We start from the raw sequence: 14493 nt of genomic DNA, 5'->3' as shown, positions 1-14493 counted from the left end.
ATAACCTATTTAAATTATAAAAACATAAAAGAGTCAATTGAGATAAACCTTCTCAAATTGACTCTTTTAAATTCACTCTGACTCTCCCTTTGGCTCAGCTCATGGAATTCTTTTATGATACAACCCCTTCAAATTTATTACTAGGGATTTTGATACTCACAGTTGTTCCAATTCCAACTTCACTTTCTATATCAATTCCATATCCATATATATGTTTCATTCTCTTGTTTATATTTTTAATTCCGACCCTTTTATTTTCGTTATATTTTGTTATTTCTGTCAGCTTCTCATCAGAAATACCTACGCCATCATCAATTACTTTTATTATTATATATTTCCCTTCTGATTTGATGGAAATCTTCACTGTTCCATATGTATCCTTGGTTAATATCCCATGTTTCACCGCATTTTCTACTAAAGGTTGTAAAATCAATGGTGGAACCATTATATTGATACCTTCATCAATATCAAACTGGTACTGTAGTTTTTCTTCAAATCGGGCCTTCTCAATTATCAAATAGGATTTAATATAATCAACTTCTCTTTCTATAGTGACAAACCTATCAACATTGGCAAAGTCAAAGCTACCCCTCAGATAGTTACTTAATTCTATAAGCAGCTGTGCTGCCTTATCGCCATCGTTTATGCAGAATGAAATAATTGTATTTAGTGCATTATACAGAAAATGGGGTTTGATTTGTGCTTGTAAAAAAGCCATTTCTGCATTTATTGCATATTGTACAGATTTCTTAAGTTGTAATAAGGTTTTAACACGGGCCTTTAACTCACTAATATCAAAGGGCTTAGATAGAAAATCATTTGCCCCTGCCTCAAGCCCTGTCATAATGGACTGGGGATTACTTTGGGCAGTTAACATTATAATAGGTAGTTCATAAAGAGATTTCTCTTTCCTAATACTCTGACAAACTTCAAGTCCCGAAATTTTAGGCATCATAATATCTAGTATAATGAGGTCTATTTTTTTATTTTCTGAAATTATATCTAGGACTTTAGTGCCATCAGAAACAGCAATAATATTGTATTTTTCTACGGATAAAATATTTATAAGGGATTGTAGATTTGTATAGTCATCATCTACAACTAAAATAGTGTATTCCCCATTCACATTTAATACCTTTGGAGTACTAAGAGGTCCTTGATAAGTATTATTATATTTTGCCATATTTTTAGTATCTGCGCCCTCTTTCTGACCAGAAGCTATTGGCAAGCTAAATGTGAATATAGATCCCTTTCCAAGTTCTGATTCTACCCATATTTTACCTTTATGTATTTCTACTAAATGTTTTGTTATACTTAGACCTAATCCAGTACCTCCAAAACCTTCGTTTTGTGATACATAGTCCTGCTCAAAGGACATAAAAATATTTTCCAGACTATCCTCTGATATTCCAACACCCGTATCCTCTACACTTACCTCTATCATCCCTCTATTTTCTATAGCAGTAATAACTATTGTACCTTCTTCTGTGAATTTAACTGCATTTCCTATAAGGTTATAGGCTATTTGAGTTACCCTTTCTTCGTCTGCGAAAACTAAAGGTATGTTCTTAGGTATATTGTTCTTGATCGTTATTGACTTATTTACTGCAATATATTTATATGAGTCCAATATAATTTGCACAACTTGTCTTATATTTACATTTCTCTTATATATGTTTATATCTCCATGCTTTAGCTTTGAATAATCCAGTATATCATTCACAAGATTTGCTAATCTTTTACCGCTAGAAACAACCAGAGATAAGTTTTCCTTTTGGTTTTGATTTAACTCACCGTCTTTCTCATGTAGAACCGACTCCGTAATACTTATAATCCCATGTAATGGTGTTCTTAGCTCATGGGAAGTATTTGCAAGGAATTCGTCCTTAAGTTTATTTAGCGAAATCATTTTATGGGATAATTTTTCAACCTCATTAAAGGCATTTGAATATCTTGCTGCTAAGACGCATGCTTGGATAAATACAATGATTAAAGAAGTAAATCCTGTATTTCCTCCGGGCTTACTATAGATAATATTCCAAAAATATAAGGCATCATTGACATAGGTAGCTGAAAAAATAATCATGCCATAGAATTGTAGAGTGGCGCCTTCTTTTTTTCTGCTCTTAGCAACAAAAATAATAAATAAAATATAGCAGAACATTATACCAATTACAACTTCGTAGAATAATAAAAATCTTGTATAGACTCGAATAGGAGAAGCTATTGTAAATAAGGTAAAAAGAACTATTATACATACGAAGCCCTTTACTATTTTCTTTGAAGATTCCTTAGGATAAAGTTTATGCATAAAGAGCAATAATGTAGTTGCTCCCCAGTACATAGCTATATATTCAACTGGTGTTATCCATCCTATTCCTGTTCTTTCAGTTAAAAATAGAGTATTTATAGAATACTCTCCTGTAAATAGTATTCTAACGGCTAGAAAAATCAACATTAACACAAAGTATAATACTGATTTATCTTTTCTGTGAAGCCAATAAATAACAATGTGATATAATATCATGATTATTACGACACCTAAAAGAAAACTCTCTCTTCTTGCAAAATTCTCTTTTAAGGCAACCACATCTTGTTCAGTGCCTAAATAAATTGATCGCCAAAACCCACCCCTTGAATAGACATAGTTTGATACTTGAATTATAATTTCAAATTCTTTAGAATCATTTTTAAATGAGGTGATCTGAGGTTTATACTGTGGTATAGTTGTCTCTTTACTCTTCCCTACAATTCCATTACTACCGATTGTTTCTTTATCAACCATAAGCTTATATGCAGTAGATAATGTCAGTATTTTTAATCCTTTTATAACCTCTGTATCATTCGACTTAATCTTTAATCTATAGGTAGCATAGCCCTCTCCAGGAAGCTTTTTACCATCAATCTCATACTTATTCCATACACTAGGGGTTTTTAAATAACCACTAGGTTTAAGATCATTTTCCTCTCTATGAAAATCATTATAGGTTAATAATTGCTTCCAATAAAACTCCCACTCGCCATCGAGCTTTATTGGTCCATCTCTTTCTAAATCCCAGTCAGTTAAGTCTAAGACCCCTTTTTCAGCTGCTGGGGATCTTTTGGGCTGTGTTGCTATTGTATAAAAAACTAATGCAATTATACCTAATAAAAGTACCAGAACTTTTATGTATTTCTTAAAAATATTTACTTTCATCTTTATCTTCCTTTATCAATCTATGTATTTTAGTATAATATTCGACATATATTTTTAAATTCCTTACTTATCCATGGATTATTTCTAGAAAGTTTAAAAGTATAAAAATAGATGTAATTTTTTTCAACCTTTTTCCTAGAAAAATTGATATAGTTATACATATTTTTCATATATAACTATATCAAGGTGTATCAACCAAGTATTTTACATTGATAATATAAATAGTAAATGATACAGTATTTATTAAAGGGGGAAATACTGTGAAAAAAGCAATACTTATAACTCTCTTCATTTCACTGTTTCTATCTAACACTTCTTCATATGCAAACTCTTATGTAATGTATACAGCTCAACCAGGAGATTCCTACTGGAAAATATCTGATAAATATGATGTTAGCCTCGATGAACTCAAAAGCATAAATCAAGATACCGATGACACAATTGAAGCTGGAAGCTTAGTTAAAATAAGGAAAGTATCATCTAATAAAACTATTAAAGTTATGATTGACGATGAAATTCTTGATCTTGATGAAGAGCCTTACATAGAGAACGCTCGTACCTTTGTTCCCATTCGTTTTATAGCTGAGGCTCTTAACGTCGATGAGATACTATGGGATGATGAAAGTAGAAGGGCTACTTTAGTGAATGATTCAAAAACTATTGAACTTACTCTAGGTTCGAATATCGCTAAGGTTAATGGAAAAGAAGTTGAGTTAGACGCTCCAATAAGCGTACACGAAGGAAGAACCTTTGTTCCGGTTCGCTTTGTTTCAGAAATATTTGACTGTATCGTTAAGTGGGACTATGAAAATTACATGGTCTTAATAGATACTGACAATTCTAGTGCAGAGGATTTATATTGGCTATCTAGAATCGTTCATGCTGAAGCAGACGGTGAATCCTTTGAGGGGAAACTTGCAGTTGCTAATGTAATAATAAACAGAAAAAATAGTCCCGATTTTCCGGACACTATAAAGGATGTTGTCTTTGATACAAAACATGGCTATCAATACACACCTGCAGCAAATGGAACTGTTTTTAATTCGCCATCTTCAGAAAGTATAAGGGCTGCTACCCTTGCTCTATCTGGCAATAACAATATTTCCGATTGCTTATATTTTTTAAATCCGAGAATATCAACTAACAATTGGATTATAAAAAATAAGACCTTTTATAAACGTATTGGTCTACACGATTTTTACAAGTAGTAGGGTGTCTCAGAATGACGAATTTCTGAAACACCCTGGGGCTGGGCTCATAAGATTCCATTATGAGCTCAGCCCTTTTTAATATTTAAATCTATTCCCGAACCTCCATCAATTCAAATACAACGCCGTCCTTCACAATGAATGCAATCCTTGTATTTTCATTTACATCAAAGGGCTCCACTATTACCTTCGCATCTTTGGCGGTTCTTTCTATACTATCTACTTTGTATGCCACATGAGGATTTTTCTGCATAATTTCAGGTAATGGAGTATCCTTCTCAAAACGAAGATATTCAAATTTAAGCTCATGTTCATCAGGATTAGTAACATATACCTTTAAACTATCTACATAGTTTTCATTTGCTTGTTCATTACTTGTAGGTACTCCCACATGCATAAATTCAGCCATTTTTAGGCTCCCCCTTTTTAATTGTCTTAATTAAGCTTATAGTTCTACGCAGGTAAAACTTAAGGAACGAAAGTAGTCTCTGAGGTTTCCTTTTGAGCGATTTTTATAACACATAGGAAATTATAAACCTTTCAAACTCTAGATAAATATATAATTTCCGTTATGTGTTTCATCAAAGTCATCCTTTTAAATCTTGATAAAAGACTTTGATTTTAACCTTTTTTTCCTCTAAAATTATAAAGAAAAATAGGTTGATATGATGAGCCAGAAGGATTCTCAGTGACTACTTGAGTATGTTAAACTTTACAAGCGTAGAAGCATAAATCTCCCTATCCCTTTAGAGCTTTATATAATTCAAAGGCTTCTTTTTCATTATATCCATCATGAACAATACTTCTAATAGCCTTTAACATTGCCTTTGGATTTTCTGCTTGAAAAACATTTCTACCCATATCTACACCAGCGGCACCCTCTTGCATAGCTCTATATGTAATTTCTAAGGCTTTCTGCTCTGGAACTTTCTTTCCTCCAGCAATAACTATTGGAACGGGACATGAGGCTGTCACCTTTTCAAAATCGTCGCAATAATAGGTTTTTATTATATGGGCCCCAAGCTCTGCAATAATTCTAGTAGCTAAAAGGAAATATCTTGTTGTTCTCTCCATTTCCTTACCGACAGCCACAACCCCTAAGACTGGCATGCCATATTTATTTCCTGCATCAATGGTATTTACGAGATTATTAATAGTCTTACATTCTCCCGATGCTCCAATAAAAACCTGAATAGCCATACAACTAGCATTCATTCTAATGGCATCTTCCACATTTACTCCTATTACCTCATGGCTTATATCATCTTTTATTACTGAGCTTCCCGCCGAACATCTCAGTGCTATTGCCTTATCATGATCTGGCATAATAGAAGATCTGAGACCTCCCCTCGTTGCCATTAGAACATCTGCATATTCAATTAATGGCGGTATTGCCAAATCTAATCTTTCGAGACCAGCGGTAGAGCCCATCATATATCCGTGATCAAATGCAAGCATTAAGGTTTTTCCTGTCTTAGGATTAAATATTTTTGACAGTCTATTTTTCATCCCCCAACCTATATGATCCATGCCCTTTACATGAAAGTGCTGTTTCTCAACGGGTATGCCTATCCCGTAGTCCTTCGCTAAAATGTTTCCGTCCTTATCCGCCATTATGTTTCCCCCTATTTTGTAAAGTATGGTGTTTTACAAGGTGCATTCCAGTATCTTAGCAGTTCATCATCCATTCTAGCTATAAACATTTGAAATCCTGCCATCTCTTGCACTGTAAGTAGCTCATCAACCACACTTGCCACAATCTCTATTCCCTTGTCTTCAAGATATTTGTGACATTTTCTATATACAATTAGCTGCTCCATAAGGGTAGTAGCTCCGGTTCCATTTATAATAACCATTAATTTTTCACCGGTTTTAACATTCAAGTCCTTCAATAAAGCATCCATCATTATTACAGCTACTTCATCAGCAGTCTTCATTTTCATGCGTCCGCCGCCGCCTTCACCGTGTTGTCCCATTCCAATTTCAATTTCTTCTTCTCCTAATGTAGATATCATGCTACCTGTAGCAGGATGTGTTGCCCCCCGCGCTGCTACTGCTAAAGTGGCTGAATTATCGGCAAATTTCTGTGCAATTGCTGCTACCGCCTCTAAAGATTTACCTTCCGCTGCAGCAGCTCCTGTAATTTTATAAAGTGGTACGCACCCAACTAATCCCCTTCTATCTTCTCCCTTTTCCCTAGGAGCGTTTGATATATCCTCTTGGGTAACAACCTTTTTCACATTTAATCCTTCTTTTTCTATGGCCTTCATTGTTAGCTTACCCGTCAGCATATCACCTGCATGATTTAGCACTACAAATAATACTCCCTTGCCCTTGTCTGCCTTTTTAATAGCTTCAATACAGCCTTTTGGGCCTGGAGCTGCAAATATATCTCCCGGGACGGATATATCGACCATTCCCTCTCCGACGAAACCGCTCAAGGCTGGTTCATGCCCTGTTCCTCCAAGGGTAACAATTGTAACACGATCTGCATCCTCCAGTTTTTTATTCACAACTAGCTTACTATCTGTTAGCTCAATAATATCAGAGTTAGATAGAGCAAGCCCTTCTAAAAGCTCTTGTGTCAAATTCTCAGGATTGTTGATAAATTTTTTCATCTTCATATAAAAATCCCCCTTTTTTAACCCCGATTATTCATGAAAATTTCAAAATTCCTTGCACTCTTTCAAACTTTTCATGAATAATCCTGGTTTAATTCTATTTATTTACTCCCTGTGAAAACCCCTTGAATAAAAGAGCTAAAGATACTGCTCCAGGGTCCCTATGTCCTATGCTTTTTTCTTTAATATTTTTAGCTCTACCATATTTTGCAATTAACTTTGAGGTATTAGCTGCTCCTTCCTCAGCTGCTTCTGCAACTTTTTCAAACATTTCTCCTATTTCACAGTTTGAGTTTTTCAATGCTTCCACAGCAGGAATAAATGCATCCATCATCGTCTTATCCCCTAATCTTGCGCTTGATATCTCTTCCATTGCACTCTGAGATGAGATAAACATTTCTTTAATTTCTTTCTCATCAATTTCTACTTTATTACCGATGCCATCAGCTAAACCAGTAAACATAGTTCCCCACAGTGGTCCGGCTGAACCTCCATTTATTTCTATAAAGCTCCACCCAATCTCTTCAAGAAGCCCTTTGATAGTAACATCGCCCCTTGAATTTTCAACCGTCTCTTCAATTACATTGGCTATTTTTTTTATGGTAACTCCATGATCTCCATCCCCTATTATAGAGTCTAACTTAGATAGCATTTTAGAATTTTCCTTAAGTAAACCCGCCGCAGTCAGTAACATATTTTTCAAGACCGATAGCGTTAACATTTGTCAGCCCCCTTTCCGTCCATGTGTAATTATATTTTAACATATGTAATATCATTTGTTAATAATGTTTGTTAATTATTTTATTTAAATCCAATATATAGAAAAAACCACGACTTCTATGTCATGGTTCAGATTGTTAAAAAAGTTAACAAGATGCTAGGCTACTAGATATTTTATTTATACCTTATGCTTAATTAAATCTACAGCTGTTTTTTCATCAGTTATTAAGTGGGTTATATATCCTGTTCTCAATGCACCTATGGTAGAATGAATACTATTTTTACCCGTACATATACCTATAACTCGTTTCACCTTTCTAATCTTATCTAAAGGAATATGGATAGCATTGTCATTCTCACCCCTAATGATATTGCCTTCTTTGTCGAAATAATACGAAAGGATCATACCCACAGCTTTTTTATCATTTAAGGCTGAATTAAATCGTAGAGCGGTTGCTTGATCTGGTACTGAGGGGTAGGAGCCTAAGCTAACAATAATATTATCGAGTTTAGACCAGATACTATGGATTTCTCTGTAGTTATCGGTATTGATAAAAAGTTCTTTTTCTTGGGCTGTAGCAGGAAAGGCAGGCGCATGAAGATAGAATGGTTTAAATCCTGTCTTTTCTGCGAAAACTCTAGTTAGTTCATTAGGATGATATCCTCTATTTGGAATAGAGGCATTACCAATCAAAGGACAAACAGTCCCATCAAAATTTCTTGATACTTCACCTTGTTCTATTTTTTCTACAAGAGCTCCTATGGTGTATCCCCATCCTAATCCTAAGTATTTAATCTCAGGTAGGATATCTTTAATATAATTAAAGGCATGATTAAGTATCAACTGTTCAGTTAAATACTCAGTATTTGCCCTTGGTACAATTATTCCACCTCTTAAGTTAAATAGATTTTTTAATTGTCCCATTAGCACTCCATTGTTTATATAGGGAGATTTTATTTGAATATGAACTATGCCCATCTCCCTAGCCTTTGAGAGCATTTTACTCACAAGGGGTCTCGACACTTTAAGCTTTTTAGCTATTTCGGCCTGGGTCATATTTTCTTCATAGTACATCCGGGCAACTTCAACTAGTTTTAGTATCTCATTTTCATCGCTAATCATTCATTTTCTCTCCTTGTTATAACCAGCAAGTTTATTTCCTCATTTAATGTTAACGTATGTTATATCAAATGTCAAATTTCATTTACACAGCTTGCAATTGTTGAACTGTGGTAGAAACTCATTAAAGGGCTGTCTCATAAAATTCCTTTACGAGGCAACCCCTTGTTCTTATAAGTTACTATATATAACTTTTTTAGATGGATTAACAACCTATAGCTTAGGAATTGTAAGGCTAAATGTAGTTTTTTCATAGGGTATACTTTGAACCCAGATTTTTCCTCCATGCTTTTCAAGGAGTTTTTTAACTATAGCTAGTCCTAATCCACTGCTTCCTAAATTCTTTTTCCTTGCTTTATCCTTTATATACAGACGCTCAAATATAAAGGGAATATGCTCTTCTTCAATCCCTGGACCCTTATCCCATATATTTATCTGATATTCATTTTCCAACGATATTAGCTCTATTCCTATTACGTTTTCCTTGCCACCATATTGCATGGCATTCTTAATTATGTTATTAAGAATTCTATCTATACTTAGTCTGTCACAATATATTAGGGATTTTTCTTCAAGTATATCGACCTTAAGTTCTATCTCTTGCTTATTTAGCTCTGGTAAAAACTCTATAATAGATTCTCTTACTATCTCTGCTAAATCATGTACTTGAAAATCCATTGTTATATCATCTGAATCCAACTTGGCCATCTGAAAGATTTCATCTATGAGATGCTTTAGCTTCCTTGATTTTTCAGAAATTATCTGGATATATTCCATTCTTTCTTGCTCATCTGTAGCGACTCCATCCTTTAAAGCATCTACATATCCAATGATAGAAGTTAGAGGCGTTCTAATATCATGGGATATATTGGACATTAATTTTCTTCTTGACTCATCTGCAACGATTTGATTCTCATCGGTTTGTTGAAGCCTTTCAATCACTTTATTAAAATTACACGCTAAGTCAGCCATTAAACCTTCTTCTCTGACCAAAACTCTAGTATTAAGATTTCCAGCAGCAACTCTCTCTACTTGTTCAACAATCCTTTTAAGACTACATATGCCTTTTTGATTTAGAGAGATTTTAACTAGGGAAATAGCGATTATCAAAACACTAGCAGCTGTTAGGTAAATATTTGAGGCATTAGAAAAATGTAACATTAATAAAATGATACATGAAAGAAATACTACTATCCAATTTAAGATAGTAATAACCTTGCAAACGCCTTTCATCACATTACTCCCCCACAAATTTATAGCCAATTCCCCATACTGTTTGAATAAACCTTGGCTTTTCTGGATTTTCCTCAATCTTTTTCCTTAACCTTCTTATATATACCATTACTGTATTATCATCCTCAATATAGGTATCATCCCAAACATTTTTAAATATTTGAGCCTTAGTAAATACTTGATTAGGATTGTTAGCAAAAAACTTCAGTAATTCAAATTCCTTTGCTGTAAGTTGAATTTCCTTGGTTCCGCGATGAACAGCATAGCTTTTCAGGTCAATTTTCAAGTCTTTAAAGGATATAATAGAATCATTTTTCTTGGACACGCCACTATTTAGGACAAAGTACCTTCTGAGATGGGCATTAATCCTAGCAACAAACTCATTCATACTAAATGGCTTTGTTATATAATCGTCCGCACCTATCCTAAGACCCAAAACCTTATCGATCTCATCACCCTTAGCAGTTAGCATAATTATTGGGGCGTTTGTTTCAGTTCTCAACTTTTTACAAACCTCTATACCGTCAACCTTAGGCATCATTACATCTAAAATAATAAGATCATATTTTTTCTTTTTAAAACATATTAACCCTTCTGCACCATCCGATGCCTTATCAACATTATAGCCTTCCCTTTCAAGGTATTTCCCTAGAAGATTTAAAATTTCTTCCTGATCATCTACAACTAATATATTTACTTCCTTCATCTTATCCTCCAATTCACTAAATAGGTTAACTCAAAAACTCTCTGATAAAGATTCTCAAAGTTGACTTTTTTGAAACACATAACCGAAATTGTAAAGTTATCCATAATTTCAAAAGGTCTATAATTTCCTATGTGTTATAAAAAAAGTATAATTTAACTTATATAATTAAATTATACTCTTTTTTTAGTTATTTTTAAACATTATATAATTTTTCGTATTTTTTTTCTAAATATTTTATAAAATAGATAGGATTTAATTCTTCACCGGTTACTTGCTTTATAATTTCATTAGGCTTTTTCATTCTGCCATGTTTATGAATATTCTCTCTCAGCCATTCAAGTATTTTATCAAATTGCCCTTCTAGTAGTAATTTATCTATATCTAGGGATTTTCTCATAGTATGCTCAAATTGAGCAGCGTATGCATTTCCTAAAGCATAGGATGGGAAGTATCCAAACAGCCCATCTGCCCAGTGCATATCCTGAAGTACACCCATTTTGTCATTTGGGGGTGTGACACCTAAATATTCTTCTATTTTTTCATTCCATATCTTAGGTAGATCCTTGACTTCTATCTTTCCTTCTATAAGCATTTTTTCTATCTCGTAGCGAACCATTATATGTAGAGAGTAAGTAAGTTCATCAGCTTCTATTCTGATCAGTGAGTTTTCTGATTTATTTACTGCTTCGTAGAACTCATCTAATGATACATTTGACAGCTGTTTTGGGAAGGTTTCAGATAATTTAGGATAAAAATACTTCCAGAAGTTTATATCTCGACCAAACACATTTTCGTACATCCTAGACTGAGATTCATGTATTCCCATAGATGTTCCTGTTCCAAGTATAGTCTGAGCTATGTCCTCGCCTACGTTCTGTTCGTAAAGAGCATGACCGCCTTCATGAATTGTGCTATATATTGCTGAAGTAAAGTTATTTTCATAAAAGTGTGTAGTTATCCTGACATCATCCCGTGTAAAATCTATTGTAAATGGATGCTCACTTTCCTTTAACATTCCAGCATCCTTATCAAAGCATATTTTATCAAGTATATACTCCGAAAATTCTTCTTGTTTTTTAGTATCGTAGGAATCATCTAAAAAGTCAGTTCTTATTTTCTTGTCGCTATTTTGGATTTTCTTAACTAATGGAACGATTTTTTCCTTTAGTGCTCCAAAAAATTCATCGAGTTTTTCTGTTGTCATTCCCGGCTCATAATCATCTAATAGTGTGTTATATGGATGCTCATCATAACCTCTGTACTCGACGAATTTTCTAAGCATACCAATGGTTTTTTTTAAGTATGGTTCAAATATCGAGAAGTCCGATTTACTCTTTGCTTCTTCCCATATTACACCTGATTTACCTCTTAGCTCAGCATACTCTCTGTACTCATCTGCAGGTATTTTTATGAGCTTATCATGCTCCTTGCGCATTTCTCTTACTACTGCTCTCGTAATACTGTCAAGCTCATTTCCATGGGCCTCAAGAACCTCTAGGCACTGCTTCATTTCCTCAGAAACCGTTAATTTAAAATCCTCACCAGCTAAAATTCCTAAGATTTGAGCACGATTATCCACTGCCTTTTTTGGTGCTCCCGTAGCACCATCCCAATAAATAAGTGACATTGAATGGTTATAGGCTTTAGCTTTCTCAAGAATTTCATTAAATTGCTTTTTTGCCTGTTCTAAATTCATAACCTTCCTCCTCAACTCTATATATAGTCTGTGATTATTTATAAAACTTTATCTATTATTTCTATACAATATAATAATACAAATTTTTTTATATGTCTAATATTTTTGATAAATTAAAAAAATTTGAATAGTAAATATATATAATACAGAATAAGAATAAAGCACATCAAATATCGTTAATTTGTTGTGCTTTATTCTTATTCCTAATTTTTTTCTTTTATTTTTATTAAATTCGTAAGAACTAAATTGATTGGTGTATCAATATTATGCTTTCTTCCTTCCCTGACAATTGCTCCATTAATCATATCTATCTCTGTTTTTCGCTTATTAATAATATCCTGAAGCATTGAGGATTTATTTTGAGCAGTTAGCCTGCAAATTTTTTTTGTATGCTTAACTGGCTTTTCACTAATAAGCTTTATCCCCTTAGCCTTTGCGATTTCTTCTCCCTCGCTTACAGCAAGCTCCAACAGTTCTTCCGTTTCAGCAAACTCAACTAGTTTTCCGTTCTTCAGTTCAGTAAGGGCTGTAAGGGCGTTAATTCCTACATTCACCAAAAGTTTATCCCAAATCAATCCAAGTACATTATCTGTTATTTTTGTTTCAATTCTCGATTTATCAAATATCTCTTTTAGCCTATTTACTCTATCGGACTTTTCTCCATTTATCTCACCTATTATCGTAGATCCAATACCAGCATGAAGAATTTTACCAGAGCTTAACATAGTAGCTCCATGGGATGTAGTCCCTGCTATGATATTTTCCGCTCCAACAACTGAAGCTATTTTTTCAATATTACCAAGACCATTTTGCAGCGTAAGGATAAGGGTCTTTTTCCCAACTACGCTTTTAGCTCCTTCAAGGGCTTTATCTGTTATAGTCGATTTGACGAATATCAATACTAAGTCGGCAACACCTATATCTTTTGGATTAGTAGTGGCTTTTATCTTTTCTACTATCCGATTTCCGCTCTTTCCTTCAATCCTTAGTCCTTCTCTATTTATTTTTTCAACATGCTCTTTCCAAATGTCTATTAACCAGATCTCGTTATTCCCTTCAGCAAGTAATCCACCATACAAAGAGCCCATGGCTCCTGCCCCAAGAACAGCTATCTTCATAATTCACCATTCCCCATTAATATAATCTTTTGAGTTCTTCTTCTGATACGCCCTTAAAGACATGTTCACCTGAAGGGAATGAACCGCCTTTAACCTCTTCCTTAAATTTCTCAAGCCCATCTACTATCTGGTCACCTAATTCAGCATATTTCTTGACAAACTTTGGTACAAATTTTTCAAATAGACCAAGCATATCATGAAATACAAGAACTTGGCCATCACAGTATCTTCCCCCTCCAATTCCTATTGTAGGTATTGAAACTTTGTCTGTAACAAGTTTTCCGATATTTTCCGGTATACATTCAAGTATTAAGGCAAATGCTCCAGCATCTTCTAATGCCTTGGCATCATCAAGTATCTTTTTAGCAGCTTCCAATGATTTTCCTTGAACCTTAAATCCCCCTAGCTTAGAAACAGTCTGCGGTGTTAGCCCAATATGACCCATAACAGGAGTTCCTGAGTCAACGATTGCTTTAACTATATGTGCAACCTCTTGCCCTCCCTCAAGCTTTACTACATCACAGCCGCCTTCCTTCATAAGCCTATTAGAATTCATTATTGCCTGTTCCTTAGAAACATTATACGATCCAAATGGAAGGTCACCCACAATCAAAGGAGTAGGTGCTCCCTTTACTACAGCCTTAGTATGGTGTACCATTTGTTCCATTGTTACAGGTACCGTAGAATCCAGTCCCATAATGGTCATTGCTAATGAATCTCCAACCAATATAATTTCTATCCCGGCCTTATCTACAAAATATGCTGTAGGATAATCATATGCTGTAGTCATACTAATTTTTTCGTTTTTCACCTTCATACTCTTTAGCTTCTGGATAGTAATCTTAGCCATTTCGTTACCCCCCCAGGTATGTTTT

The 14493-nt window shown here is 34.3% G+C and carries 12 protein-coding genes; 1 reads left to right on the top strand and 11 read right to left on the bottom strand.

Annotation, left to right across the window (positions count from 1 at the left end):
- Positions 1–112: 112 nt before the first annotated feature.
- Entirely contained in the window at positions 113–3196 is a 3084-nt protein-coding gene (locus tag R9X47_RS23495; RefSeq protein ID WP_432663520.1) for an ATP-binding protein, read from the bottom strand.
- Between the two features lie 260 nt (positions 3197–3456).
- Here R9X47_RS23495 and R9X47_RS23490 point away from each other — a divergent pair, with 260 nt between their 5' ends.
- On the top strand, positions 3457–4404 hold the full coding sequence (locus R9X47_RS23490) for a stalk domain-containing protein (RefSeq protein ID WP_432663519.1): 948 nt from the start codon (positions 3457–3459) through the stop codon (positions 4402–4404).
- A gap of 91 nt (positions 4405–4495) precedes the next feature.
- On the opposite strand, the gene R9X47_RS23485 is transcribed toward R9X47_RS23490, so the two are convergent.
- The 10 genes from R9X47_RS23485 to panB all read right to left on the bottom strand — a co-directional run bounded on the left by R9X47_RS23485 (position 4496) and on the right by panB (position 14468).
- The gene (locus tag R9X47_RS23485; RefSeq protein WP_432663518.1) at positions 4496–4813 is read right to left on the bottom strand and encodes a VOC family protein; all 318 of its coding nucleotides are present in this window, start codon (positions 4811–4813) and stop codon (positions 4496–4498) included.
- Positions 4814–5142: 329 nt separating this feature from the next.
- Positions 5143–6018 carry a 3-hydroxy-5-phosphonooxypentane-2,4-dione thiolase gene (lsrF, locus tag R9X47_RS23480; protein ID WP_432663517.1) on the bottom strand — a complete coding sequence of 292 codons (876 nt, stop codon included), beginning with the start codon at positions 6016–6018 and terminating at the stop codon, positions 5143–5145.
- A gap of 11 nt (positions 6019–6029) precedes the next feature.
- Complete coding sequence (locus R9X47_RS23475; protein WP_432663516.1) at positions 6030–7028, bottom strand: dihydroxyacetone kinase subunit DhaK; 999 nt, start codon at positions 7026–7028, stop codon at positions 6030–6032.
- Positions 7029–7122: 94 nt separating this feature from the next.
- Entirely contained in the window at positions 7123–7746 is a 624-nt protein-coding gene (gene dhaL / locus R9X47_RS23470) for a dihydroxyacetone kinase subunit DhaL (RefSeq protein WP_432663515.1), read from the bottom strand.
- 177 nt (positions 7747–7923) lie between these two features.
- Positions 7924–8868 (bottom strand): sugar-binding transcriptional regulator, encoded by a 945-nt coding sequence (locus tag R9X47_RS23465; protein ID WP_432663514.1) that lies wholly within the window; start codon positions 8866–8868, stop codon positions 7924–7926.
- Positions 8869–9078: 210 nt separating this feature from the next.
- Positions 9079–10098 carry a sensor histidine kinase gene (locus R9X47_RS23460; RefSeq protein WP_432663513.1) on the bottom strand — a complete coding sequence of 340 codons (1020 nt, stop codon included), beginning with the start codon at positions 10096–10098 and terminating at the stop codon, positions 9079–9081.
- Between the two features lie 4 nt (positions 10099–10102).
- Entirely contained in the window at positions 10103–10804 is a 702-nt protein-coding gene (locus R9X47_RS23455; RefSeq protein ID WP_432663512.1) for a response regulator transcription factor, read from the bottom strand.
- Positions 10805–10997: 193 nt separating this feature from the next.
- The gene (locus R9X47_RS23450) at positions 10998–12500 is read right to left on the bottom strand and encodes a carboxypeptidase M32 (RefSeq protein ID WP_432663511.1); all 1503 of its coding nucleotides are present in this window, start codon (positions 12498–12500) and stop codon (positions 10998–11000) included.
- 203 nt (positions 12501–12703) lie between these two features.
- Entirely contained in the window at positions 12704–13618 is a 915-nt protein-coding gene (locus tag R9X47_RS23445; protein WP_432663510.1) for a ketopantoate reductase family protein, read from the bottom strand.
- Between the two features lie 16 nt (positions 13619–13634).
- Positions 13635–14468 carry a 3-methyl-2-oxobutanoate hydroxymethyltransferase gene (panB, locus tag R9X47_RS23440; protein WP_432663509.1) on the bottom strand — a complete coding sequence of 278 codons (834 nt, stop codon included), beginning with the start codon at positions 14466–14468 and terminating at the stop codon, positions 13635–13637.
- Positions 14469–14493: the final 25 nt, after the last annotated feature.

The organism is Wukongibacter baidiensis (assembly GCF_050888315.1).
In the GTDB taxonomy this organism is placed as follows: domain Bacteria; phylum Bacillota; class Clostridia; order Peptostreptococcales; family Caminicellaceae; genus Wukongibacter; species Wukongibacter baidiensis.
The sequence above is the reverse complement of the archived record's forward strand: the minus strand, read 5'-3'. Positions and strand labels throughout refer to the sequence as shown.